Annotated in this window: 23 protein-coding genes; 3 read left to right on the forward strand and 20 right to left on the reverse strand. The window is 47.0% G+C overall.

Going from position 1 to position 25045, the window contains the following annotated elements; genetic code table 11:
* The first annotated feature begins 17 nt into the window (after nt 1–17).
* Entirely contained in the window at nt 18–1385 is a 1368-nt protein-coding gene (gene xseA / locus KO501_RS13030; protein ID WP_216030108.1) for an exodeoxyribonuclease VII large subunit, read from the forward strand.
* 61 nt (nt 1386–1446) lie between these two features.
* Entirely contained in the window at nt 1447–2559 is a 1113-nt protein-coding gene (locus KO501_RS13035; protein ID WP_216030109.1) for a hypothetical protein, read from the forward strand.
* A 15-nt stretch (nt 2560–2574) separates the two neighbouring features.
* Here KO501_RS13035 and der read toward each other — a convergent pair whose 3' ends face one another.
* From der to KO501_RS13075, 8 genes are all read right to left on the reverse strand, one after another.
* Nucleotides 2575–4017, reverse strand: a complete 1443-nt coding sequence (gene der / locus KO501_RS13040) for a ribosome biogenesis GTPase Der (RefSeq protein ID WP_216030110.1) — start codon at nt 4015–4017, stop codon at nt 2575–2577.
* A gap of 133 nt (nt 4018–4150) precedes the next feature.
* The gene (gene bamB, locus KO501_RS13045) at nt 4151–5410 is read right to left on the reverse strand and encodes an outer membrane protein assembly factor BamB (protein WP_216030111.1); all 1260 of its coding nucleotides are present in this window, start codon (nt 5408–5410) and stop codon (nt 4151–4153) included.
* A 20-nt stretch (nt 5411–5430) separates the two neighbouring features.
* The gene (locus tag KO501_RS13050; RefSeq protein ID WP_216030112.1) at nt 5431–6051 is read right to left on the reverse strand and encodes a tetratricopeptide repeat protein; all 621 of its coding nucleotides are present in this window, start codon (nt 6049–6051) and stop codon (nt 5431–5433) included.
* A gap of 48 nt (nt 6052–6099) precedes the next feature.
* Entirely contained in the window at nt 6100–7371 is a 1272-nt protein-coding gene (gene hisS / locus KO501_RS13055) for a histidine--tRNA ligase (protein ID WP_216030113.1), read from the reverse strand.
* Between the two features lie 90 nt (nt 7372–7461).
* Entirely contained in the window at nt 7462–8583 is a 1122-nt protein-coding gene (gene ispG, locus KO501_RS13060) for a flavodoxin-dependent (E)-4-hydroxy-3-methylbut-2-enyl-diphosphate synthase (protein WP_216030114.1), read from the reverse strand.
* Between the two features lie 2 nt (nt 8584–8585).
* Nucleotides 8586–9593, reverse strand: coding sequence for a RodZ domain-containing protein (locus tag KO501_RS13065; RefSeq protein ID WP_216030115.1), 1008 nt, complete (start codon nt 9591–9593; stop codon nt 8586–8588).
* Between the two features lie 17 nt (nt 9594–9610).
* A complete protein-coding gene (gene pilW / locus KO501_RS13070) occupies nt 9611–10891 on the reverse strand; it encodes a type IV pilus biogenesis/stability protein PilW (RefSeq protein ID WP_216030116.1) in 1281 nt (426 codons plus the stop codon).
* A 26-nt stretch (nt 10892–10917) separates the two neighbouring features.
* The gene (locus tag KO501_RS13075; RefSeq protein ID WP_216030117.1) at nt 10918–12036 is read right to left on the reverse strand and encodes a bifunctional tRNA (adenosine(37)-C2)-methyltransferase TrmG/ribosomal RNA large subunit methyltransferase RlmN; all 1119 of its coding nucleotides are present in this window, start codon (nt 12034–12036) and stop codon (nt 10918–10920) included.
* 398 nt (nt 12037–12434) lie between these two features.
* Between KO501_RS13075 and KO501_RS13080 the strand changes: the two genes are divergently transcribed.
* Entirely contained in the window at nt 12435–14579 is a 2145-nt protein-coding gene (locus KO501_RS13080; RefSeq protein WP_216030118.1) for a M3 family metallopeptidase, read from the forward strand.
* 105 nt (nt 14580–14684) lie between these two features.
* On the opposite strand, the gene ndk is transcribed toward KO501_RS13080, so the two are convergent.
* The 12 genes from ndk to trmJ all read right to left on the reverse strand — a co-directional run bounded on the left by ndk (nt 14685) and on the right by trmJ (nt 25035).
* Nucleotides 14685–15116, reverse strand: coding sequence for a nucleoside-diphosphate kinase (ndk, locus tag KO501_RS13085; protein ID WP_216030119.1), 432 nt, complete (start codon nt 15114–15116; stop codon nt 14685–14687).
* Between the two features lie 150 nt (nt 15117–15266).
* The gene (locus KO501_RS13090) at nt 15267–15680 is read right to left on the reverse strand and encodes a SufE family protein (protein WP_216030620.1); all 414 of its coding nucleotides are present in this window, start codon (nt 15678–15680) and stop codon (nt 15267–15269) included.
* 21 nt (nt 15681–15701) lie between these two features.
* Nucleotides 15702–16223, reverse strand: coding sequence for a putative Fe-S cluster assembly protein SufT (sufT, locus tag KO501_RS13095; RefSeq protein ID WP_216030621.1), 522 nt, complete (start codon nt 16221–16223; stop codon nt 15702–15704).
* Nucleotides 16224–16246: 23 nt separating this feature from the next.
* Nucleotides 16247–16603 (reverse strand): iron-sulfur cluster assembly accessory protein, encoded by a 357-nt coding sequence (locus KO501_RS13100; protein ID WP_216030120.1) that lies wholly within the window; start codon nt 16601–16603, stop codon nt 16247–16249.
* 14 nt (nt 16604–16617) lie between these two features.
* Nucleotides 16618–17835, reverse strand: coding sequence for a SufS family cysteine desulfurase (locus KO501_RS13105; protein ID WP_216030121.1), 1218 nt, complete (start codon nt 17833–17835; stop codon nt 16618–16620).
* On the reverse strand, nt 17832–19091 hold the full coding sequence (sufD, locus tag KO501_RS13110) for a Fe-S cluster assembly protein SufD (protein WP_216030122.1): 1260 nt from the start codon (nt 19089–19091) through the stop codon (nt 17832–17834). Before sufD ends, KO501_RS13105 begins: the two co-directional genes overlap by 4 nt.
* Nucleotides 19088–19849 carry a Fe-S cluster assembly ATPase SufC gene (sufC, locus tag KO501_RS13115; RefSeq protein WP_216030123.1) on the reverse strand — a complete coding sequence of 254 codons (762 nt, stop codon included), beginning with the start codon at nt 19847–19849 and terminating at the stop codon, nt 19088–19090. The genes sufD and sufC overlap by 4 nt, the downstream gene beginning before the upstream one ends.
* A gap of 3 nt (nt 19850–19852) precedes the next feature.
* On the reverse strand, nt 19853–21289 hold the full coding sequence (gene sufB, locus KO501_RS13120; protein WP_216030124.1) for a Fe-S cluster assembly protein SufB: 1437 nt from the start codon (nt 21287–21289) through the stop codon (nt 19853–19855).
* A 261-nt stretch (nt 21290–21550) separates the two neighbouring features.
* Nucleotides 21551–22723 (reverse strand): IscS subfamily cysteine desulfurase, encoded by a 1173-nt coding sequence (locus KO501_RS13125; protein WP_216030125.1) that lies wholly within the window; start codon nt 22721–22723, stop codon nt 21551–21553.
* Nucleotides 22720–23202, reverse strand: coding sequence for a Fe-S cluster assembly transcriptional regulator IscR (gene iscR, locus KO501_RS13130; RefSeq protein WP_216030126.1), 483 nt, complete (start codon nt 23200–23202; stop codon nt 22720–22722). Before iscR ends, KO501_RS13125 begins: the two co-directional genes overlap by 4 nt.
* A 282-nt stretch (nt 23203–23484) precedes the next feature.
* Nucleotides 23485–24309, reverse strand: a complete 825-nt coding sequence (cysE, locus tag KO501_RS13135; protein ID WP_216030127.1) for a serine O-acetyltransferase — start codon at nt 24307–24309, stop codon at nt 23485–23487.
* 12 nt (nt 24310–24321) lie between these two features.
* A complete protein-coding gene (gene trmJ, locus KO501_RS13140; protein WP_216030128.1) occupies nt 24322–25035 on the reverse strand; it encodes a tRNA (cytosine(32)/uridine(32)-2'-O)-methyltransferase TrmJ in 714 nt (237 codons plus the stop codon).
* Nucleotides 25036–25045 lie beyond the last annotated feature (10 nt).

Below are 25045 nucleotides of genomic sequence, written 5' to 3' on the forward strand. Positions count from 1 at the left end.
TCTAAAAATTTTCATCTATGATTTTCAACACTCCATCGACATCGCGCCAAATACTCACTGTTACCAAGCTAAATCGTCTTGCCAGAACGGTTTTAGAAGGGGAAATTGGCCTGGTCTGGATTTCTGCTGAAATCTCGAATTTTGTTTGCGCGGCGTCTGGACATTGGTATTTCACGTTAAAAGACAATAAAGCCCAAGTACGGGCTGCCATGTTTAAAAATACCAACCGACATATCAAACATAAACCCAAAGAGGGCGATAAGGTATTAGTTCGCGCGTCAGTGGGCCTCTACGAGCCGAGAGGCGATTATCAGCTTATTGCCGAACATCTAGAGCCAGACGGTGAAGGACAGCTAAAGCAGGCGTTTGAGGCGCTAAAACGCAAACTTCAACAAGATGGTCTTTTCGATGCTGATGCCAAACGCCCGTTACCTCAGACAATTACCACCATCGGTGTGATCACCTCCCCCTCTGGCGCCGCGTTACACGATGTACTCACCGTATTAAAACGACGCAGCCCGAGTACAAACGTTATCGTCTACCCCACCATGGTGCAGGGTGAACAAGCCCCAATGCAAATTATCAACGCTCTAGAAACCGCCTATGCCCGCCACGAAGTGGATGTCATATTATTAACCCGCGGTGGTGGCTCGTTAGAAGATTTATGGTGTTTTAATCATGAAGGGCTTGCCCATTGTATTTCTGCATCTCCCGTCCCTGTGGTCAGTGCGGTGGGACACGAAATCGATATCACCATAGCCGATTTTGTTGCTGACGTACGCGCCCCTACCCCTTCGGCAGGAGCCGAATTACTCAGCCAAGACCAAAAAGCCCATTACTTAGCCATCAAACAGCAAAATCAGGCCCTTGAACGGGCATGGACCCAATGGTTGCAGCAACGTACCCACCGACTGATGCTGCTACGGCAACGGCTGAAAAACCTTCACCCGGCTAATCGGTTACAAAGTCAGGCGCAATCGTTAGACCGATATCAATTGTCCCTTACTCACGCCATGCGCACATCGTTAAGGGGCCACCAAGAACAACTTAACCAGTTAGTGCGCCGGCTAGATAATGTGAACCCCGTTCACACTATCCAACGACACATAGACAAACAACAACAATTGCACCAAGGTCTGTTGCGAGCAATCAGTCACCTAACAGAACAAAAAGCCAAGCAATTAGCCCACAGTGCCCAATTGCTTGAATCTGTCAGTCCGTTAAAAACCCTGTCCCGGGGATACAGCATCACCTTCCAAGCAGACACCCCGCTGACAAGCATTCAGAATGTGAAAAAAGGCCAGCGACTGCGCACTTATCTGGCAGAGGGTGAAATTATCAGCACCGTGGAAGACATTATCAGTACCGGGCAAAAACCTGACTAAAAAACTTGAGCATCATTAAGGCTTAGGTCAAACTAACCGCCCCACAGACATAGGATAAACCGTGAAAAAGGTCAGTATTCTGCTTCTGTCTATCCTAATGCATGGGTGTCAGCAAGCACCTCATGTGCAGCAAGATGTAGACATATTCCCCGATTATCATGTCGCAGCTCCCATCGCATTATTTGCCACCTACCCAAGCCAAGCCATGGTAGACCTATGTGATGACAAAAATGTTAGCCCTGAGCCGTGCGAACAGGATCCTCTCAGCGGCACACTTTTTGTGGAACAGCTCACCCAAACCGGTTGGTTTGATGCGGTATTACCCGCCACCAATGCCGCTGATTATGAATTACTGATTGCCACTTTATCGGCTCAGATCCCCGCCGATGCCACGGCCGCTCAACCACAGGCGGCTAGCGTTCTTGGTGTACAACAGCACGGGCAAACAACCCGCCCCTTATATTTAACCGAGTTAACCGTACAATGGCGAGGGATCGAAATTGCTTCACGCATTTTCCAAACCCCTTTACAGGGAAGTAGTTCAGACCAGAAGATTGTCGAGAAGGTATTGCAAGACTGGTGGCAATTAGCGGTAAAACAGAAAGTATTTTCAGCCGCCTATTTGTTTGATGTGCTTGGGGCAAGTGACTATAAAAATGATATGACGCTACCCCAGCACATCCAAAAATTCGTGATTTTAGACACGCAGCTTTATCCTGATCCCTTCAAAGGTGTTATAAGTCGGTATATCCATCCCGAATATGAAGGTGCACTGCTAGATATTACCGTTGCGCCCATTGTCACAAGCATGACAGAACCACAACAAGCACGCTTAACCGCAGCACTCCAGAACAACCTTGCAGAAGCGTCACGCATGGCAGAAGCTCAAGGGTTAACACTGACCATTGACGCCCCTATTGCCCCGTTTATTGTCAACGACGAGGAAAGCCACCGTTATTCGGGGTACCGTATTGCTGTGCGTGCTGAAAGTGAGGCCACAGAGGCCATCTATGCCACTACCTATGCCTTTGAAATGAAAGACAAACTAGTGACGTTATCCACCACATTTCCCGCTCGCATTGCCGATGAACTCATTAGTGAAGCGTTACCCATGATCACCGTTCCTGGGCCCTCACCGTTAATGCAAACACTGCGGAAATTCGCCAGTCAATAGCCGTATAAAATACGGCTATTTTTTCTTTTTGTGGAAGGACATCATCCGTCTGCGCTTACGTTGTTGCGCAAGGGTTAGCTGATTTTTCTTGCCTTCAAAGGGGTTCGCACCTTCTCTGAATTCAATCTTGATCGGCGTTCCCATCACCTTTAACGAGCGACGAAAATAATTCATTAAATAACGCTTATATGCACCGGGTAAATCGTTAACCTGATTACCGTGGATCACAATAACTGGGGGGTTATAACCACCGGCATGGGCGTATTTCATTTTAACCCGACGACCACGAACCAATGGCGGTTGGTGCTCTTGCTGAGCCATGTCCATAATCTGGGTAAGTAAAGAGGTGCCAACCCGTTGGGTAGCGCATTCATAGGCTTCATTTACCGAATCAAATAAATTACCGACACCCGAGCCGTGCAGCGCTGAAATAAAGTGAAGGCGAGCAAAATCGATAAAGCCCAATCGACGATCAAGTTCACGCTTGATGTCATCTTTAACATCGGTGCTTAACCCGTCCCATTTATTTACCGCCAGCACCAATGAACGCCCCGAGTTAAGAATATACCCTAACAAGCTTAGATCTTGATCGGCAATACCTTCTCTGGCATCAATAACCAACAGCACCACGTTAGCTTCTTCAATGGCTTGTAGGGTTTTAACAATAGAAAACTTCTCTACTGCATCGGCTACTTTTTTACGCTTTCTCACCCCAGCGGTATCAATAAGCACATACTCACGTTCATCCCTTTCCAATGGAATGAAAACGCTATCTCGAGTGGTGCCGGGCAAATCGAACACCACTACCCGTTCTTCACCTAAAATGCGGTTGGTCAAGGTGGATTTTCCCACATTAGGCTTACCTACAATGGCAAGCTTAATGGGTAAATTCTTAAGGCGCTCTAACTGTGCATCAGCATCAAGCTCTTCTTCGATTTTTGGCTGTTCAGCCATATCGGGGAATGCTTCAGCCAAAGGAGACAGGGTCTCATCTAGTAATTGAGACACGCCGCGGCCATGAGCCGCTGCGATTTGATGAACTGGCCCCATCCCAAGACGGTAAAAGTCACCGGTTTCGCTATCGGCGTCGATACCATCTACTTTATTGGCAACCACAAACATATTTTTGTTTATTTTTCTTAAATGGTCGGCAATACCAATATCCGCAGGCATGAGCCCTGCTCTTGCGTCTACCAAAAATAATACGACATCAGCTTCATCAATCGCCCGTAATGATTGTTGGGCCATTTCAGCATCAATACCTTGCTCATCACCGGTGATACCACCGGTATCGACCACAATAAACTGCTTTTTCTCATACGTTGCCTGCCCGTATTTGCGATCCCGGGTAAGGCCAGGAAAATCAGCAACCAAGGCATCACGCGTATTGGTTAAACGGTTAAACAGGGTGGATTTACCCACATTTGGGCGACCCACTAGTGCAACAACAGGCAACATGCTTGAAGTCCTAATTTATAAAATTTGAAAACACGCTGGCCGCGATTAAACGCGGCCAGCTTAACGATAGGGTTAATTATACCCCAAAATAGTAACAGACGTCAGCCTAACACAGACGTTGATGTGCGATACCTTACTCAGGCATTGAAATGGATGCCACCTCGCCTTCGCGGGTAATGGCAATTAGCGCATTGCCTGTATATACAGGAGCGACATAGACTGATTCGTCTTCATCATCGCCACCGAGATCATAGCGTGCGACAATTTCACCGGTCTCTTTATTTAACCAGTGGATCAACCCCCATTTATCACCCAATACCAGGTAATCGCCGGCAGGTTCTGCTGCGGTTAACACCCGCTTTTTCAATCCGGTTTGAGACCAAAGCTCGATGCCATTACGACGGTCAAGGGCATATACATGTGAATTATTATCCACCACGTACAAGGTGGTGCCGTCTAGTGTGACATTGCGGTAACTACCGTACTCACGCTTCCAGATAACACGGCCAGAACGTAATTCTACTGCCGCTAAGGTTCCGTTAAAGGAAATGGTATAGATTGTGCCACCATACATTAATGGAGCCGCATCAATATCCACAATACGCTCTAACTCTGTAGCACCAGCCGGCGACGTGATGGCGGTTTCCCAAGCCACTAGCCCCGAGTCCACAATATTCACCTGAATTTTGCCAGTGGCAGTGCCTAAAATCACACCACCATTACTAATAGCCGGCCTAGAAATACCCCGTAACGATAACGGCGGTACATCCCCTTCATGCTGCCAACGCTGTTCGCCCGTTTCGGCGTCTAACGCCACCAAGGTACCAGAACCGGTATTGATAACCACCAGATGCTCACCAGAAACCGGTGCGGCTAAAATTTCTCCTGCCACAGTGTGGGACCAGTTCATTTCACCAGACTCAGCGTTTAGTGCCATGATGACACCGTCTTCCGTTCCCACGAAAACCTGATCACCGTCCACAGACAAGCCGGCAATTTTAGCCGATTCGCCTCTAGACCACATGCGAGTGATTGAAGACATCATGCCTTCATCTTTGAAAATGGCGATGTCCTTTTCCCATTCGGTATCACCGGTTTTAGGGTCAAGGGCAGCAATTAAGCCGCGGCGATCGGCCACATACACTTTGTCGTTAGCGTACACAGGACGTAAACGAGAAAAATAATACTCTACGCCATCGCCAACCTCAGTTTCCCAGTTTACCTGAGGTTCAAACTCAGCGTCTAAAGGCGCTAAACGACGAATTTCTAATTCCTCGTCATCTGCGAACCAGTCTGAAATAGTGGAACAACCCGATAGGCCCACTGACAGCGTCAGCGCTAGTCCTATCGCCCGTGTAATTCGACCACACTGGCCACACGTTTCTGTTAACAAATTCGATACCTCTGCGTTGATTAATTCCCGGCCAATACAGGCAGGTTATCCAGCTTCATTTCGAGTAAAACGTTGCCAGTGGCTTTTTCCAATGCTTCTGTATATGCAAGACGCGCGTCGTTGAATTTCTCTTGCGCTACGAACACATCGCCTTTCACTTCGTCGATTTTCGCTTTGAACGCGTCATCATCAAGACTGTTTAACGTTGCCATCGCCGCGTCAGTGTTGCCTAATTCCAACTGCACGCGGGCTAAGCGAATGGCTGCCATAGTAGCAATATGTTCATCGGGTGTTTCATTTTGCACCCCTTTTAACAGCGACTCGGCTTTTTCAAGATCACCGGTATTAACGGCTTGTTGTGCGGCGACTAGACCAGCAATGGTGGCATACCCCGCATTCGCGGTATCGTTGACAAAAGCGGTAAGTTCATCGGCCTGACCTTTATCTTCTACCGCCACAACCGCACTTTGGTACGCTACCGACGCGTCTTCTTTTGCGACCCGCTGGGTGTCTGAATAATAACGCCAGCCCCATAAACCACCTAGGCCTAATAAAGCGCCAATAACAATGGCTACGCCATTGTCTTTCCAAAACTTTTTAATCGCTTCAACTTGTTGTTCTTCTGTAGCGAATTGTTCCATGTTTATAACCTCTAAAACGTGTTTTGCTGCGTAAATTGACTACAGCGATTAATCCAGTAACGTTGATAATGTGTCGGCAAGAGACGATAACGCAACCGTTTGTTGCTCGCCATCTCCTCGTAACGGTTTTACCGTGGCCGTGGTATTTGTCGCTTCATCTGAGCCTAAAAGCACTGCATAAAGTGCCCCGCTTTTATCTGCCCGCTTTAACTGCTTCTTAAAGTTTCCGCCGCCACAATGCATCATGACCCGCCATTGAGGTTTTGCATCACGCAGCATTTCGGATACTTGGACAGCGTAGCTGTCTGTCCCCATGGAAGTCACGTAAACATCTGCCGCACGCAAATCATCGTCTACAGATTGCAGCGTGGTTAGCAGTAACACCAAACGTTCCATACCCATGGCAAAACCTACCGCAGGGGCCGATTTACCACCTAACTGCTCGATTAAACCGTCATAGCGTCCACCAGCACACACTGTACCTTGAGAGCCTAAACTTTCTGTAACCCATTCAAAAACAGTGCGATTGTAGTAGTCTAGTCCACGAACCAATCTGGGATTAACCTCATATTGGATACCCGCTTGTGACAATCGTTCACACAAAATTGAAAAATGTTGCTGAGATTCTTCGTCTAGATAATCTAATAGCGATGGCGCATCAACAATCGCCGCCTGTACTTCGGGATTTTTACTGTCTAATACGCGAAGAGGATTGGTTTCTAGTCGGCGAAGTGAATCTTCATCTAATTGCTCTGAACGCGCTTTCAAAAAGGCAACCAAGGCATCTTTGTAACGCTGTCGAGCTTCATTTGAGCCTAATGAATTAATCTGTAACGTTACTTCGTCGCTGATACCGAAGGCCTTCCAAATGCGCGCACTCAGCAAAATAACTTCAAGATCGATATCGGGGCCGTTAAGTCCAAAAGTTTCCACCCCAAATTGATGGAACTGACGATACCGCCCTTTTTGTGGCCGTTCGTGACGAAACATAGGCCCCATGTACCACAAGCGTTGCTGTTGGTTATATATCAGCCCGTGCTCATTGCCGGCTCTGACGCAACTGGCTGTGCCTTCAGGTCGCAAGGTAAGGCTGTCACCATTACGATCTTCAAAGGTATACATTTCTTTTTCTACGATATCGGTCACTTCACCGATAGAGCGTTTAAAAAGATCCGTACTTTCTACAATAGGCGTTCTAATTTCTTGATAACCATAATTTGCCACCACTTGGCGCAACGTTGATTCTACTTTCTGCCATACGCCAGAAACGTCTGGCAGGCAGTCGTTCATGCCACGGATCGCCTGAATTGTTTTAGCCACCTGTAATTCTCATCTACCTGATAAATAAAAGCCCCGCATTATAGGGGCAATACTACGAAACAACAATCACCGTCATCGGTAAGAAAGTGTTTATACGTCTTTTACTTCTACGGGGATTTTATTCCCTTCATCAAATCGTGCCGCTTTAGCCCGAATTTTGCGTTCTAATTGATCCACTAAGTCGTCATTAGCTAACCGCTCTCGTTGCCGTTTTCCATCTTCATAAAAGCCGCTCATGTTGCGAGCACCAGTAAGTCCAAGATCAGACACTTCGGCTTCGCCCGGTCCGTTTACCACACAACCGATAATCGACACATCCATGGGCGTAAGAATATCTTCCACACGCTGCTCTAAGGCATTGACGGTACCAATCACATCAAATTCCTGACGGGAGCAGCTAGGACAAGCGATAAAGTTGATGCCACGAGAACGGATACGCAGTGATTTAAGGATATCGAAACCCACTTTTATCTCTTCTACTGGATCTGCCGCCAACGAGACCCGAATGGTATCGCCAATGCCTTCGGCCAACAGCATGCCAAGCCCAACTGCACTTTTAACCGCGCCGGCCCGTTGTCCACCCGCTTCGGTGATCCCCAAATGTAAGGGTTGGTCAATTTGGCGAGCCAATAACCGATATGCACCTACGGCTAAAAATACATCAGAGGCCTTTACACTCACCTTAAATTGGTCGAAGTTAAGCTTATCTAATATATCCACATGACGCATGGCCGATTCCACTAAAGCTTCGGGAGTGGGTTCGCCGTATTTTTCTTGTAAGTCGCGCTCTAGCGAACCGCCATTAACGCCAATGCGAATGGGAATGCCTTTATCTTTGGCACAATCTACCACCGACTTTACCCGTTCCAGATTACCGATATTTCCTGGGTTTATACGTAAACAATCCACGCCGTATTCCGCTACTTTTAGCGCAATACGATAGTCAAAATGGATATCCGCCACTAAAGGCACCGATACTTGCTTGCGGATGGCTTTAAACGCTTCCGCTGCATCCATGGTCGGTACCGACACGCGAACGATTTCTCCGCCCACCGCAACAATACGATTAATTTGGGCGACGGTGGCCTCAACGTCAGTCGTTGGGGTGTTTGTCATTGACTGCACAGCAATGGGTGCGCCATCGCCAATGGGTACACTACCCACGTTAATACGGGTTGATTTTCGACGTGTTATAGGGTTTTCAGTAAACATGATCAGTCCTGCATAGGTAACGAGAAACGCGCGATGCGTCCGTCCTGAAATTCAGAAATATCTACCGCGTCTCCATCATAGTTAATGCTTACGCCATCAGGGGCGCCTAGGGTAACCTTAAAAGGAGGAATGCCGGAAATAGACATCACCCGGCCGGCGGTCTTAACGCCATAGGCAATGGCTTCAGAAGTAGCGTCTTCAATATTTACCCAACAATCTTCAGCAAAGGTAAACTCCAAACTGACCGTCTCTGCCTGCTGGGCGTTGTCACTGTCGTTTTCTGTGGCGGCTGCTTGGGCAAGGGTGTTACTGGGCGCTTGACTGGCGGTCGGTGGTTGTGCAGCCAAATCTGCACCATCCACAGGTGCCGGTGTTTCATTTGCCCTTGCTTCATCCGTTAGTGAAGCGGCGGCTGGCGTGGCGAGTTCTCCGCCTTCAGACAGCACCTGGCCTTGCTCTACAGCAGAACCAGCACCACTTGAGTTCGCCGCCGGTGCCGTTGTATCAGTGTTATCACTGTCTGCCGATAAGGCCCTTACTGCTGCCGTGGTGGTGGTAGTGGTTTCGTTTTCCACCAACGCGGTTTTATCATCAGGCTGTTGATACCACCACACCACAAATGCAGCGAGCAACAGTAAAATAATAATCCAAGTTACCATCATCCAACGATCATCATGGGCTTGCTTAGCAACACGACGGGAAAAACTTTGTAGCTTAGCGGGTGGCTTGGTGGTGGTATGAATTTTTTCAAATTCAACAATCACTAAATTATCATCAATGCCCACTTGCTTAGCATACATACGTACATAACCTTTCGCGAAGGTTACTGACATATTCTCATCAAGACGATCCGACTCAATGTCGGCAATATTTTGTTGCTTTAAAAACAACTTTTCAGCCATCTGAAGCTGGGTTAATCCCTGCTTTTCTCTGGCTTGGCGAAGCATAGTTCCCGGTGTAGGCGTATCCTGAACCGGTTGTTCTTCAACCTGACTTTCTTTTGAACTCATTCGATAACCTGTCAATATTATTGAGGCGGTGTTAGACGCAGTTGCGTTCCGACTTCGATTTCGCTGGGATCAACGATAGAATTCCACTCCAACAAACGTGCCATTAAAATGTTGTAGCGAAGGGAAATGCGATAGAGATTCTCTCCCCGTTTGACCACATGGTAACGGGTTTCTGAATTTTCTTCATCGTTATTTGAATTTGTGCTCGCCTGTTTTGTAGAAGCCTCTTCTGCTACAGCAGAAGGCGATACGGATTTCTCTGCCTCATCAGAGGCCTTTGTGGATGATGCATCAGCCTGTGTTGGGTAAGAACTAGCCCCTTGGCTTTCTGATGTCTGCGAAGATTTATCCACGTTATCTTTGGCTTCTGGTGCTTCTGGTGCTTCAGGAGCGTGTTGTCCCCCCTCTTCGACTTCCGATGCTTTTGGTGTGTGTTGCGCAACGTCTTCGGCTGGTGACATGGGAGACGTTGGTTTCGCTTTAGGGGCCGTTCGTTCTGTCCGGGTTTTAACCCGAGTAACCATGCTGTGTTTTTCTTTTTCAGCCCGCAATTTTGCAACAAAGGCTTTGGCTGCCTGACTGTGAGGATAAAGTGAAATTAACATTTCACCATACCCTTGGGCAGTATGCTCATCTCCTTTGCCTTCAGCAATCTCAATGGCCAATTGTATCGAGTCGGGAGTCACTTTAGACACTTTTTCATAACGGCGTAAACTGTCAGAGGCCTTATCCCATTGGCTGGTTTTAATGTATAACTCGGTGAGCATATACAAGCTGCTAGAACGACCAGGCTGATGATTTAAGGCATTTTCAAAGTAGCTAATAGCGCTTTCAGTTGCCCCCTGCTCTTCAGCGCAAATACCCATATTTTCATAGGTTTGTGCCGAATTAGCATACTGATTGTTCGCCAGCGCTTTGTTGAAATAAACCGTGGCTTTATCAAACTGTTTCTGCTGACACAAATACGCACCGTAGCTGTTGGCAATATCGCCATCTCGGGGCGCTAAGTTAAGTGCATCTTCATAAGACGATTCGGCCCGCTCCCATTCCTCAACAGTTTGGTAGTAGTATGCTAGCGCATAATGCACATCAGCACTTCGGGGCGCAAATGACAACGCTTTATCCAGGTTTTGCTTTGCCTGCTGGTACTTGCCATTTTTTAAATAGGTAAGACCCAGCGACACCCGGGTTTTTGCCGCCTCTTGTAAATCAAACTTTTCACCTTGAAAATTACCAGATGAATTCTGGCTTACACATCCTGTCAGTACAACGACGATTGCGAGTACAACTAATCGCATGAAGTTTCTACCTTTTCTGTTTTACACTATTGAGCCATTTTTACCGATATTGCTTCGCCTTTCATCTGTTTCTTTAATAATCTTTTGGTTCTGTCTACCACATCGCCTACTAACTGCCCACAAGCAGCATCAATATCGTCACCCCGAGTTTTGCGCACAACCACTGTCATACCATAGCCCATAAGGACTTTCGCAAATCTATCGATACGGGAATTACTTGAACACAAGTAAGGCGAACCTGGGTAAGGATTAAATGGGATAAGGTTAATTTTACATGGTGTGTCTTTAAGCACTTGAGCAAGTTCATGGGCTTGATCTGTGCTGTCGTTAATGTTCGATAACATCACATATTCTACAGTCACTTTGCCTTGATTCGCTTTTGATTTGCTTAGATAGCGACGCACCGCGGCCAAGAACATCTCGATATTGTACTTTTTATTCACCGGAACAATTTCATCACGTAAGGTGTCATTGGATGCGTGAAGGGAAATTGCCAACGCCACATCAATTTGATCGCCAAGTTTATCTAGCGCAGGTACGACTCCTGAGGTGCTTAACGTCACCCGGCGTTTTGACAACCCAAACCCGAAATCATCCATCATCAGATCCATAGCGGGCACCACGTTTTTAAGATTCAGTAGTGGTTCGCCCATCCCCATCATTACCACATTGGTAATGGGTCGTTTAGCGGTATCTTTGGACAAGCCCAAAAACGTTGCTACGCGCCATACTTGGCCGATAATTTCACTGACCGATAAGTTACGGTTAAAACCTTGTTGAGCGGTGGAACAGAATGTACATTCCAAAGCGCAGCCTACCTGGGAGGAAACACACAAGGTGGCACGCTCTGTTTCTGGGATCCAAACAGACTCCACCTCTTGACCGCCATCCAGCGCCAAAGCGAATTTGATCGTGCCGTCACTGGCTTCTTGATAATAGGCGATCTCTGGGGCAACCACTTCGCCATGTTCGAGCAGTTTTTGACGCAGGTTTTTATTCAGGTTCGTCATTTCATTAAAATCACTGACACCCTGCTGATAAATCCATTTCATGACCTGATCGGCACGAAAAGGTTTTTCACCAATTTCAGCGAAAAATGCTTTTAGCCCCGCTCGGTTTAGATTTAAAAGATTTGTCTTTGCCATAAATGCCGATGACCCTAATTTGTGTCTTGAATATGAAAATAATTTGTCACACTTGCGACACCACCAGACGACGCGAACAAAACGCGAATACATCCTCCATGATTACGGTGTCAGGTAACGTAGATAACATCGATTCACTACTTTTTAAAAAGTGAAGCGAACCAAAGGCAAGCGAGACTGCGCAAATTTTAGCCGCACATTCTACCATACCAAAAGGTGGTTAGAAAGCTGATAACCGTGAGGTGAAGCACTTCCCTGCTTATTCAGTGAACCTTCGATAAACCTCAAGGTATTCACGATCGCCGCCATTGAGATTTATTAACTAAATTGCTACCGTTTTTGGCGCCTTTAAAAACAACATTTTCGGGCTATGCACCCGATATCTTTTGGAGTACCTAATGAATAAATCCCTGACGGCAACGGCCGTTGCTGTTGTGCTTTCCCTAACCGGCTGTAGCACGGAACAATCAATGCAACAAACTTCGCAAAACAATAGCTCTCAAAACGCGGCATCCATGGAGCAAGGTGACAACGCGCTGCTTAAGCCCAGTTCTCTTGACTATCAAGCACCCGAATTCGACAAAATCAAAACCGAAGATTATGTGCCGGCTTTCATGAAAGGAATGGAAGAGCAATCAGCAGAAATTAGCGAGATTGCTAATAACCAAGCGGCACCTTCTTTTGAAAATACCATTTTGGCCATTGAAAAGAGTGGCGGACTTCTAAACCGAGTCAGTACCATTTTCTTCGGCCTTTCAAGTATTGTATCAAACGACGAAATTCAGCGCATTGAAGCGGACATGTCGCCGAAGCTGACAGCTCACCAAGACAAAATTTACCTCAATAACACCTTATTCGAACGCGTTAAGGCGGTTTACGAGCAAAAAGATTCATTGCCCGCTGACGACAAACGACTAACCGAATACTATTACGAGAAATTCGTTCGTGCTGGTGCAAACCTTAATGAATCGCAAAAAGCGCAAGTACGTGAAATAAACGAAAGTCTTTCTAATCTGACTACCGCGTTTTCACAAAATATCTTAGCGTCATTTAAAAATGACACTATCTTAGTGACCGACGAAGCTAAACTAGCTGGCGTGTCTGATACCGATAAAGCCGGTTTAAAAGCCGCGGCAGAAGAAGCGGGAAAAGAGGGTTACCTTATTACGTTGGTAAATACCACTCGTCAACCGCTACTGCGTAACCTCAGTAATCGAGAACTCCGTAAAGAAATTTGGCAAACATCCGCCAATCGTGCACAGGTATCCAATGATCCTGTCATTCTTAAACTGACCCACTTGCGAGCCAAAAAAGCCGCACTATTAGGCTATCCTAACTGGGCCTCTTACAAGATCGCCAACCAAATGGCGAAAACACCAGAAAACGTATTGGCCATGCTTGACGACCTCGCGCCACAAGCGGTAGAAAAAGCCCGTCAAGAAGCCAAGGATATCGAAGCGGCAATGCATGCAGATGGCATTCAAGGTGATGTTCAGCCTTGGGATTGGGCTTATTATGCAGAAAAAATTCGCACTGAGCGGTTCGATATCGCTGACAGTACCATTAAGCCTTACTTTGAATTAAATTCAGTACTCGAAAATGGCTTATTCTTCGCCATGAATAAGCTGTACGGGATTACCTTTAAAGAACGCAAAGATCTGCCTTTATATGTAGAAGATGCCCGGGTATTTGAAGTATTTGACGACGACGGCAGCTCTATCGGTCTATTTTACTTCGACCCCTATGCCCGCAAAGGTAAGAAAGGCGGTGCTTGGATGAGTGCCTTTGTTACTCAGTCTTTCCTGTATGACAACAAGCCTGTGGTTTATAACGAGCTTAATATCACCAAGCCGGCTCCTGGCGAACCGACTTTATTGACCTTTGACGAAACCCAAACCTTGTTCCATGAATTTGGTCATGCTGCCCATGGCTTGTTCTCACAAGTGAAATACCCAAGTGTTGCGGGTACAAGTACAGCGCGAGACTTTGTTGAGTTTCCCTCTCAATTTAATGAAGACTGGTGTATCGAGCCTACCGTTCTCGCTAACTATGCTAAACATTATAAAACAGGAGAAGTGATCCCCCAGGAACTCTTGAACAACCTGTTAAAATCAGTCACGTTTAATCAAGGGTTTAACACTGTTGAATACCTAGGTTCGGCATTGCTGGATATGGAATGGCATATGATAGGTGCTGACGAAGAGATTACCGATGTGGCCGCTTTTGAAGCCGAAGCATTGAAAAAACACGGGATAGATTACGCCCCAGTACCGCCTCGTTATAAATCAGCTTACTTCAGCCATACCTTCGCCGGTGGTTACTCAGCAGGTTACTATGCATACTTATGGACAGAAGTACTCGCAGCCGACGCCTTTACCTATATGAAGGATAACGGTGGACTGAGTCGTGAAAATGGCGATGCTTTCCGCAAAGACATACTGTCGAAAGGAAATAGCGAAGACCTGATGGAAAATTACATTTCTTTCCGTGGTCAAAAGCCCACTGTGGATGCCTTGATGAAACGCCGAGGTTTAGTAGAGTAATTCTGACGAATACAGGCGCTGGAACGTTTTAGCGCCTGTTAGTCCACGAGTTACCAACAAAAAAGGAGAGCTTTCGCTCTCCTTTTTTATTACCTCGCGCTCAAATTAACGAGTGCGTGGACAAATTTCTTCATCAGAAAAGAAATAAGCAATTTCACGAGCAGCAGATTCAGGGGCATCAGAGCCATGCACTGCATTTTCGTCGATTGACGCAGCGAAATCAGAACGCAATGTACCGGCAGCGGCATCCGCTGGGTTAGTTGCACCCATGATTTCACGATTCTTAACAACTGCATTTTCGCCTTCAAGAACCTGAACCATTACAGGACCTGAAGTCATAAAGTCTACCAGGGCGCCAAAAAAAGGACGCTCTTTATGTTCAGCGTAGAAACCTTCGGCCTGTTCTTTACTCATATGCACCATTTTAGATGCAACAATGCGCAGACCCGCAGCTTCAAAACGGTTGTAGATAGCACCGATTACGTTTTTCGCTACGGCATCAGGCTTAATAATTGAAAAAGTACGCTCAAGAGCCATTCTTCTTTCTCCAATGAATCAATATAATTTTGGCCGCGAATTATAGGCAATTCCCAAGGTAATGACCAGAGGGAATATGGAATACCTTTCATTGCGCGGCAAATTAAAGACTAAGTTTAGGCTTACGCCTGTGAAACTATCATGACAACACTAATTAACGGACTGTTTTGCCAATGTTTGAATTCTACTGACGATTGCTCGTAACCCATTACCTCGAGTTGGAGAAATATGACGCTCTAAATCTAGCTGAGCAAAATACTGAGCAATATCGAAATCAAGAATTTGTCGCGGCGTTTTATTGTTGTAAGCCGCCATCACCAGCGCGAGTAACCCTTGCACAATAATCGCATCGCTATCTACGGAAAAGCGGATCACGCCATTATCGAGCGTAGAATCAAGCCAAACACTACTTTGACAGCCTCTGACAAGATTAGCGTCTGTTTTTTTCTCTTTTGGCATCTGAGGAATCGATTTCCCCAGATCAATAATGTATTGATAACGCTGTTCCCAGTCATCAAAAAACGCTAAGTCGTCAATGATCTCCTGACTATCAGGCAAAGACATACTCATTTTTATTCCTTGTACTTAGAAAAATAAACCGGCTTCAAGCTGGGCTTCTTCGCTCATCATGTCTCGTGACCATGGTGGGTCGAACACTAACGCCACATGAACCGAGTCAACGTTTGGCACCATTGCAACGCGATATTCAACGTCACCCACTAATACAGGCCCCATGCCACATCCTGGCGCCGTCAAGGTCATGTTCACAGAAACCGATTTTTGGTCTTGATCCACAGCAACCTGATAAATTAAGCCTAACGACACTAAATTGATGGGGATTTCAGGATCGTAGATGGTTTCTAACGCTTCCCAAATCTGCTTCTCATCAATGTTTCCATCATTGGGGGATGGAAAATCCAACACCATCGCCTTGCGCCCGATAGCATCTGCATCGGTGCCATCAATGCGATACATGTTGCCACGCCACATAATGGTATAATTACCGCCTAGTTCCTGGGTGATGGTAACGAACTCGCCTTCCGGGATAGTAGAAACCTGCCCTGCAGGAACGAGTCTAGCTTTGCAGTCACGTTCTGTGACCACCATTTTCTGTGCTTTTGCCAAAATGTTTAACCGATATTAAAGCTTTCGCCGCAGCCACATTCGTCTACGACATTAGGGTTATTATACTTAATCACACCGTTCACCCCTTCTTGCACATAATCAATTTCTGTATTTTTCACAAATTGAAGAGCATCTTGGGCTACCGCAACAGTGAGATTATCACTCGCAACCACTAATTCATCACCAGGTGCTGGACCGTCGGCCATATCAAGAACGTAGGCGTAACCGGTGCATCCGCTTACTTTAGTTGATAGACGAATAACACTGCCAGGCTTTTTCGACACTTTGGTTTCAAAGTGTTTTACTGCGCTATCTGTTAGCGTAATCACGGTGTCAGAGGGAACGAAAGTTTCTACAGACATAAATTCCTCCTCGCTTAAGCAAGCATCATAGTCGCCTTGCGAAGGGCATCAAACAAGATATCCACTTCTTCAAGGGTATTGTAAATAGAGAACGACGCTCTGGCCGTGCCCGGGATCCCCAGCTTTTTCATTAACGGCTGGGCACAGTTATCACCGGTTCTAATTGCCACGCCTTGTCGATCCAAGATAAAACCAACATCTGCGGGATGCGCATTAGCAAGCATGAAGCTCATCACGCCCATTTTATGGGCAGCGGTGCCGATGACCCGCATGCCATCTAGGTTACTGGCCTGCTCGTGAGCGCTGGCTAATAAAGCACTTTCATGTTGCTGCACTGCTAAGGTATCTAAATTCGAAAACCAATTAACCGCGGCGGCCAAACCAATAACCCCAGCGATATTTGGTGTACCGGCTTCTAAGCGATTAGGTAACACCCCCCAGGTAGCGTCTTGATAGGTGACATCAGCGATCATTTCACCACCTACCAACCACACGGGCCAATCTTTAAGGACCGCGTGTTTGCCCCACAGTACGCCGATGCCGGTAGGGCCAAATAACTTATGTCCGCTAAAGGCATAAAAATCGCAGCCAATATCTTGTACATCTACCCCACCGTGGGCTATCCCTTGGGCACCATCAACCAATACCCATGCCCCTACCGCTTTCGCTTTTTGGGTTAGGGATTTGATAGGGTTGACTGTACCCAATGCGTTCGACACGTGAGGAAACGCCACTAATTTGGTTCGAGTGGATAACAGAGCGGAAAACGCCGCCAAATCTAATTCACCGTTATCCAGTATGGGCGCAACGTTTAATGTCGCCCCCGATACCTTACAGGCTTGCTGCCAAGTCACTAGGTTTGCATGGTGTTCCATTTCGGTCACCACCACTTCATCACCGGCTGTTAACTGTTGAGCAAGGCCTTTGGCCACCATATTAATAGATTCGGTGGTCCCTGCGGTCCAAATCACTTCTTCGCGACTGTTGGCATTGATAAACTTGGCCACATCATCCCGTGATTGTTCGTAGCGACGGGTCGCTTCATCGGACAAAGCATGGGCACCACGATGCACATTGGCATTGGTCGTGGTATAAAAATTCAGGATGGCATCAAGCACTACCTGCGGCTTTTGCGTCGTCGCCGCATTATCGAGATACACTAAGGGTTTGCCATCAATTTGCCGAGACAAAATGGGAAACTGTGCCCTCAGGGCCTGAATATCCAGGCTCATTTCACCTCCATTTGAGAAAAGCGTGTACTGAGCTTGGGTAATAACCAGGTACCGATAGCCGCTTTAGGGATCTCATTAACCAATTCTTGAATAAAGCCAAAGTTCAAAATGACCAAGGCTTTGCTGCGACTAATGCCCCGGCTTAACAAATAATAAAGCGCGGTATCGTCAATCTCTGCCACCGTTGCGCCATGGGCACATTTGACATCATCGGCATAAATTTCTAATTCAGGTTTGGTATTGATTAAAGCGCGACGAGAAAGCAGCAGATTCTTGTTGTTCATCTCGGCGAGTGTCTTCTGGGCATCACGATGGATATGGATACGACCATTAAACACCGCCCGCGCGCCATCGCCAATAATGCCTCGCGCGTTTTCTTCAGAGGTACAATTTGGTACGGCATGCTCAATATTGGTATGCAGGTCGAACAGCTCATTTTCAGCTAATAAATAGATAGCATTCATTTTTGCATCAGCAAATTCACCGGCATGAATAATATCAACATCCAAGCGGGATAACTCACTGCCATATCCGACAACGGTGCTATTTAAACGAGCATGATCGCCTAAACGGAAATGACTGCCGCCTACTTGCTTGGCCTTATCGGTAAATAATGCAAAGCGGTAGTGTTCCAGATACCCATTGTCAGCAATACTATACTCAGCGAAAGCAGTGGTTAGGCTATCGGCATTGCCTTCACCATGTTCCATAACCGTTACACTGGCGCCTTCGCCTATACGCACCAATACGCGAGAATGGACATCCACCGCTTGAGTCGTAAGGTTGCAAATACGGATGGTCGGTTGAATATTGGCATTAGCGGCAACATCAATAAACACACCTTGGGTCGCCAAGGCGTCATTAATTAAGCCAAAGGTATGGCGCTGTGGTTTGATGTGCCCAAACAAGGCTTTCACTGCCTGTTCGTCATCACCGCTGACGTCATCTAAAGTACTAAGTGTTAGCCCCTCAGGTAAATCGATGTCGGCTATTGACGTAATTAATTGGCCATCAACAAATACAATATCAAAAACGTCTAGGTTTTCGATCACCGGCACCTCAGCTTCGCCGGCATTCGCCACCTTCACCGCATCACGTTGTGATACCGAGGTCAACGGCGTAAAACGCCAGTTCTCGGTGCGTTTGCCCGGCCAACCCTGGGCTTTTAGCTCGGCCAGCGACGCCTGCCTTGTGGGCGTAAGGAAGTCAGAAACATCCTTCGCGTTGTCAATGACCTGTTCTAGCCATTGGCTCATGCCTGGGCCTCCTCATACGCTTGACCAAGAAAAGCATAACCACTTTTTTCCACTTCCAACGCCAAGGAAGCATCGCCACTTTTCACTATTTTGCCATCAGCTAAAATATGTACGAAATCGGGTTTGATATAGTCGAGCAAACGCTGGTAGTGAGTCACGACAATAAAGCTACGCTTATTATCACGCTGACTATTTACCCCTTCGGCAACTACCTGTAGGGCATCCACGTCGAGACCAGAATCTGACTCATCAAGAATACACAAAGACGGCTCTAACAAAATCATTTGCATGATTTCATTACGCTTTTTCTCACCGCCTGAGAAACCTTCGTTAACGCCCCGTTTTAAGAAATCCAAAGGCAGTTGTACTTGTTTACACGCTTCTTTGGCTTTCTTAAGAAATGCGGCGGCGGTTAGCGGTTCTTCGCCGCGCTGTTCGCGCATGGCATTTACCGACTCTTTCATAAATTCCATGTTACTGACACCAGGAATTTCCACTGGATACTGAAATGCTAAGAACAAGCCGTCACGGGCCCGTTCTTCCACTTCCATATCTAGGAGATCCTGATCATTAAAGGTAACTTGGCCTTCTGTCACTTCATAGCCGTCACGGCCTGATAAAACATAACCTAAGGTTGATTTACCGGCTCCATTGGGGCCCATGATAGCGTGTACTTCTCCGGGTTTGATTTCCAGATTTAGGCCTTTAATAATGACCTTGTCTTCGACGCTGGCATGTAAATTAGAAATTTTAAGCATTGATTACCCCACTGAACCTTCAAGACTGATTTCGAGCAACTTGCCAGCTTCCACAGCAAATTCCATGGGTAGCTCTTTAAATACTTCTTTACAGAAACCATTCACAATCATAGACACGGCTTTTTCCGGATCTAGACCACGTTGCTGGCATAAAAATAACTGCTCATCACTCACCTTAGAGGTGGTAGCCTCGTGCTCAACGATGGCAGTTGGGTTTCTGCTTTCTATGTATGGGAATGTGTGTGCACCACAGGTGTCGCCAATAAGCAGCGAGTCACACTGGGTAAAGTTTCGGGCGCCATCAGAACGTGGCCCCATTTGCACAAGCCCACGGTAGGCATTATTACTTTTACCGGCGGAGATCCCTTTGGAAATAATCGTAGACCGGGTGTTTTTACCCAGGTGAATCATTTTCGTTCCAGTGTCCGCTTGTTGACGGCCGCGGGTTAACGCTACCGAATAAAATTCACCCACACTGTTATCCCCTTTAAGGATACAAGAAGGGTATTTCCAGGTAACAGCAGAGCCCGTTTCAACTTGGGTCCAAGAAATTTTGGCATTCTTATGACAAATTCCTCGCTTAGTAACGAAGTTGTATATACCGCCTTTGCCATCTTCGTCGCCGGGATACCAGTTCTGTACCGTGGAATATTTAATTTGCGCATCGTCAAGGGCAACCAGTTCAACCACCGCGGCATGTAACTGATTCTCATCACGCTGCGGGGCGGTGCATCCTTCAAGGTAGCTTACGTAGCTGCCTTCTTCGGCAACAATAAGGGTACGTTCAAATTGCCCGGTGTTCATTTCGTTGATACGAAAATAGGTGGACAACTCCATAGGACAACGCACGCCTTTAGGAATATAAACAAAGGAGCCATCAGTAAAAACGGCACAGTTTAACGCGGCATAAAAGTTGTCGGTGCGAGGTACCACAGAACCAATATATTTTTTAACTAGCTCAGGGTGCTTTTTAATTGCCTCTGAAATTGGACAAAATATAACGCCGGCTTCTTCTAATTTTTCGCGAAACGTAGTGACAACGGAAACAGAATCGAAAACAGCATCCACGGCGACACCGGCAAGCATTTCTTGCTCATGAAGCGGAATACCTAATTTTTCGTAGGTTTTCAAAAGTTCAGGATCAACCTCGTCCAGAGACTGGGGCTTATCCTTCATGCTTTTGGGCGCGGAATAATAAGAAATCCCTTGGAAATCTACTTTTGGATATTCCACATGTGCCCACTCAGGCTCTTCCATCTTTTCCCATGCATGATAGGCTTTTAAACGCCATTCAAGCATCCATTCCGGTTCATCTTTCATGGCTGAAATACGACGAATAACGGATTCGTCCAGCCCACTTTCGAAGGTTTCCGACTCGATTTCTGAATAGAAACCGGCATCGTACTTACGCGATAGTGCCTGTTCGATCTGTTCACTCATTATAGGATCTCACCTGTTTTGCCTGAAAAAGCGGGTTCACTTACATACCGGGCCATGACGGTCTTGCCCTAGTGATACTGCAACATACACTTCGTTACAGCCGAACCTGCGCTTGAAAAAATCATCTTAATTGTATAATACCTGAGTATTTCACTCAAGTATTAGCCCTACTGCTAATTTTGATACTGTTACCATACCGGAACAAAATGCGAGCGCATCATGCCCGAATCTGATCACGAGTTCAATAATTCGGCCACAGCCTTAAGCGGTTTGTGGACTTCGCATTGACGTGACAACACGGGTCACTTTGTCGATCACATAGTCAATGTCTTCGTCGGTAGTATAGCGGCCAACGGAAAAGCGGATGCCACTGTGAGCCAATTCTGGACTCAACCCTAATGCAGCCAGCACATAAGAGGGTTCTAAGCTAGCCGATGTGCAGGCAGAACCTGACGACACCGCAATATCGTTAAGGGCTAACATCATACTTTCGCCATCCACACCGGCAAAACTCACGTTGAGATTACCGGGTAAACGTAACCTTGGGTGCCCGTTAAGATACACATGGCTAAGCCGATTCAAACCTGCCCATAACTTATCCCGTAGGGCACTTATTCGCTGCGCTTCTGTGTTCATGGTTTCGCCAGCTAAAGCAAACGCCTCGCCCATGCCGACAATTTGATGGGTGGGTAAGGTTCCCGAACGCATGCCTCTTTCATGTCCACCACCGTGGATCTGTGCACGAATTCGTGCCTTCGGACGGCGTCTTACAAATAAGGCGCCCACCCCTTTAGGTCCGTACACCTTATGTGCTGACATAGACAGTAGGTCTATCTCTAGCGCAGACAAATCGAGGGGGATTTTACCGGCCGATTGAGCCGCATCTACGTGAAACAACACCCCGTGCTGACGACAGATCTTAGCGATTGCCGCGATGTCCTGCAGCACCCCAATCTCGTTGTTAGCATGCATGACACTAACCAGAACCGTATCATCTTTAATGGCTCGTGCTATCGCTTCAGGTTCAATGAGTCCTTGTGCATCAACCGCAAGCACCGAAACATCACAGCCGTCTTGACGTAATGCATCACAGGTATCTAGAACGGCTTTATGTTCAGTATTAACCGTAATGATGTGACGGCCTTTATCGGCATTGGCCTGCAGTGCGCCTTTGATTGCTAGATTATTAGACTCGGTTGCGCCAGAGGTGAATACGATTTCTCGCGGATCACAATTGAGTAGGTCGGCAATTTGGCTACGCGCCTCATCCACTGCCTCTTCGGCAAGCCATCCCCATCGATAGGTTCGTGATGCTGGATTTCCGAAATTGCCGTCTAAGGTCAGACATTGCATCATTTTTTCTGCAACTTTGGGGTCTACCGGTGTGGTAGCCGCATAATCTAAGTAGATAGGCGACGACGGTGAAACACTCATGACAACTGCACACTCACTTTTATATCATCAAGGCCAGCGGCGACCTGTTTATCTTGTCTGCCGGACACTTCTTGTACTTCGCGCTGAGCCATCAATTCACCCAACGTAATGGAATTAAGAAAAATGCTAATACGATCACTAAGATCCTGCCACAAACTGTGGGTTAAACAACGTTCCCCACCCTGACAATCAGCCAGTCCCTGACACCGAGTGGCATCAACAGACTCATCCACGGCTCGAATAACTTCACCAACGGCAATATCCATGGCGTCCCGTCCAAGCAAATAACCGCCACCAGGACCTCTGACGCTATCGACTAACCGTTCTTTTCGAAGACGAGAGAAAAGCTGTTCTAGGTATGAAAGAGAAATTTCTTGGCGCTCAGATATATCGGCAAGGGGCACTGGCCCTCGGGTAGAGTGCAAAGCCACGTCAAGCATAGCGGTCACTGCATAGCGGCCTTTAGATGTTAATTTCATAGGGGTCTCCCAAAGTCTGTCGGCGCAAATTGTTACATTCCCGACTATTTTGGTCAAGTATTTAACCTAGTAAACTACTCAAGTATTATCTTCCTCATTCACAAAGGCAAATGAAATTCGAGCAATAATATGGCTCCCCCTAGTGGTGACAAGGGGTGTGGGGCTGTTGGTGATTATATCAGAGCTTATTTTACGAATATAGATTCAGGCAATCACAAAAATCCGTTAGACCGCATAAACACGATATTAACAGCCTATTTGCCGGCCTGATTTTTCCACCGTTTAAATTTTAGGGTCAAACTGCTCAAGTTCAGCATCTTTGGATTTGGGAATGACAGGGTCAATACCTGTATTCGCGAAGTCTTCGGCTTTAATCGCGTGCAGGTTGTCCGTACATACCTCGCCGCCAAGGCTTTGAATCACACCGCACAATTCTTCCACCTTTTGATCCATGTGATGGATATGTTCGAGCATGACGCCCATGGCATTGGCCACCGGATCAGGATTATCAGGCGATACCGCATAGGCATCAAAGCCATATTTTTTAGCAATATGATGACGTTTGGCCGAGGTTTGCGAGGCGTCACTGGCGTTGCCAGAATTCACGATTCGACCGGGGATCCCCACCACGGTAGCCCCGGCAGGCGCATCTTTCACCACCACTGAATTAGAGCCTATTTTCGCCCCCTCTTCAATAACGATAGGGCCTAGAACCTTTGCCCCCGCGCCTACCACCACATCATTTTTTAAGGTGGGGTGGCGTTTGCCCGCTTTCCAACTGGTGCCACCTAAAGTCACACCATGGTACAAGGTCACGTCATCGCCAATAATCGCGGTTTCGCCAATTACCACGCCCATGCCATGATCAATAAACACACGGCGACCTAATGTGGCCCCTGGATGAATTTCAATACCCGTTAACCAGCGACTGAAGGTAGAGAGACTGCGGGCTAGCCATTTAAATCCCCCTTGCCAGCATCGATGGCTGATACGGTGGAGCCAAACAGCATGCAGACCCGGATAATTGGTGAGTACTTCAAAGGTAGAGCGCGCCGCCGGATCACGATGAAAAACGGCACTGATGTCTTCTTTTATACGAGAAAACACTTTTCGTCTCCCTTACTTAATGGCTTTATCAATAGAGGACAAAATCCCCCGCAGGATGTTCAATTCCTGAGATTCAGGTCGCGCCCGGTTAAATAGCCGACGTAATTTTGTCATCACCATACCTGGGTGATTTTTGACGATAAATCCAGTACCGGTCAATGTGGATTCAAGATGAGTATAAAAACGCTCAAGATCATCATTGAGCGGATAGCTTTCCTCACTTTCTGGCATGTCTTTTTGTTCCAGAAACGCCATTCTTACTTCATAGCATAAGGTTTGCACTGCGGCAGCGAGATTTAATGAACTGTAATCCGGGTTTGCAGGAATACACACGTGAAAATGGCACTGCTGTAACTCTTCATTGGTAAGACCGTTGTTTTCTCTACCGAAAACTAAGGCTACCGGATAATTTTGCACTTCTGAGATGAGCTTGCGACCACAGCCACGGGGCTCCAACATGGGCCAAGAATGGGTCCGCGAACGGGCTGACGTACCAATCACCAATCCACAATCGGCCACAGCCTCTTGTAAGGTATCCACGGTTTTCGCATTGGCTAATACATCCCCTGCCCCGGCAGCAAGGGCGCTGGAGTGGCCATCGGGTGCTTTTACTGGATCCACAAGATAAAGTTGACTCAGTCCCATGGTTTTCATCGCCCGCGCCGCTGACCCTATATTGCCAGTGTGTGACGTATTAACCAGTACAATTTTAATGTTATCCAGCATAGCAAACCCT

The organism is Alteromonas sp. C1M14, assembly GCF_018860965.1.
Taxonomy (GTDB): Bacteria; Pseudomonadota; Gammaproteobacteria; order Enterobacterales; family Alteromonadaceae; genus Alteromonas.

Bases quoted from the DNA above. Each gene is read 5' to 3' on its own strand.
- xseA (WP_216030108.1), top strand. From the start codon at position 18: ATGATTTTCAACACTCCATCGACATCGCGCCAAATACTCACTGTTACC.
- der (WP_216030110.1), bottom strand. From the start codon at position 4,017: ATGTTGCCTGTTGTTGCACTAGTGGGTCGCCCAAATGTGGGTAAATCC.
- KO501_RS13050 (WP_216030112.1), bottom strand. From the start codon at position 6,051: ATGGAACAATTCGCTACAGAAGAACAACAAGTTGAAGCGATTAAAAAG.
- ispG (WP_216030114.1), bottom strand. From the start codon at position 8,583: ATGTTTACTGAAAACCCTATAACACGTCGAAAATCAACCCGTATTAAC.
- KO501_RS13065 (WP_216030115.1), bottom strand. From the start codon at position 9,593: ATGAGTTCAAAAGAAAGTCAGGTTGAAGAACAACCGGTTCAGGATACG.
- pilW (WP_216030116.1), bottom strand. From the start codon at position 10,891: ATGCGATTAGTTGTACTCGCAATCGTCGTTGTACTGACAGGATGTGTA.
- KO501_RS13075 (WP_216030117.1), bottom strand. From the start codon at position 12,036: ATGGCAAAGACAAATCTTTTAAATCTAAACCGAGCGGGGCTAAAAGCA.
- KO501_RS13080 (WP_216030118.1), top strand. From the start codon at position 12,435: ATGAATAAATCCCTGACGGCAACGGCCGTTGCTGTTGTGCTTTCCCTA.
- ndk (WP_216030119.1), bottom strand. From the start codon at position 15,116: ATGGCTCTTGAGCGTACTTTTTCAATTATTAAGCCTGATGCCGTAGCG.
- KO501_RS13090 (WP_216030620.1), bottom strand. From the start codon at position 15,680: ATGTCTTTGCCTGATAGTCAGGAGATCATTGACGACTTAGCGTTTTTT.
- sufT (WP_216030621.1), bottom strand. From the start codon at position 16,223: ATGGTGGTCACAGAACGTGACTGCAAAGCTAGACTCGTTCCTGCAGGG.
- KO501_RS13100 (WP_216030120.1), bottom strand. From the start codon at position 16,603: ATGTCTGTAGAAACTTTCGTTCCCTCTGACACCGTGATTACGCTAACA.
- KO501_RS13105 (WP_216030121.1), bottom strand. From the start codon at position 17,835: ATGAGCCTGGATATTCAGGCCCTGAGGGCACAGTTTCCCATTTTGTCT.
- sufD (WP_216030122.1), bottom strand. From the start codon at position 19,091: ATGAGCCAATGGCTAGAACAGGTCATTGACAACGCGAAGGATGTTTCT.
- sufC (WP_216030123.1), bottom strand. From the start codon at position 19,849: ATGCTTAAAATTTCTAATTTACATGCCAGCGTCGAAGACAAGGTCATT.
- sufB (WP_216030124.1), bottom strand. From the start codon at position 21,289: ATGAGTGAACAGATCGAACAGGCACTATCGCGTAAGTACGATGCCGGT.
- KO501_RS13125 (WP_216030125.1), bottom strand. From the start codon at position 22,723: ATGAGTGTTTCACCGTCGTCGCCTATCTACTTAGATTATGCGGCTACC.
- iscR (WP_216030126.1), bottom strand. From the start codon at position 23,202: ATGAAATTAACATCTAAAGGCCGCTATGCAGTGACCGCTATGCTTGAC.
- trmJ (WP_216030128.1), bottom strand. From the start codon at position 25,035: ATGCTGGATAACATTAAAATTGTACTGGTTAATACGTCACACACTGGC.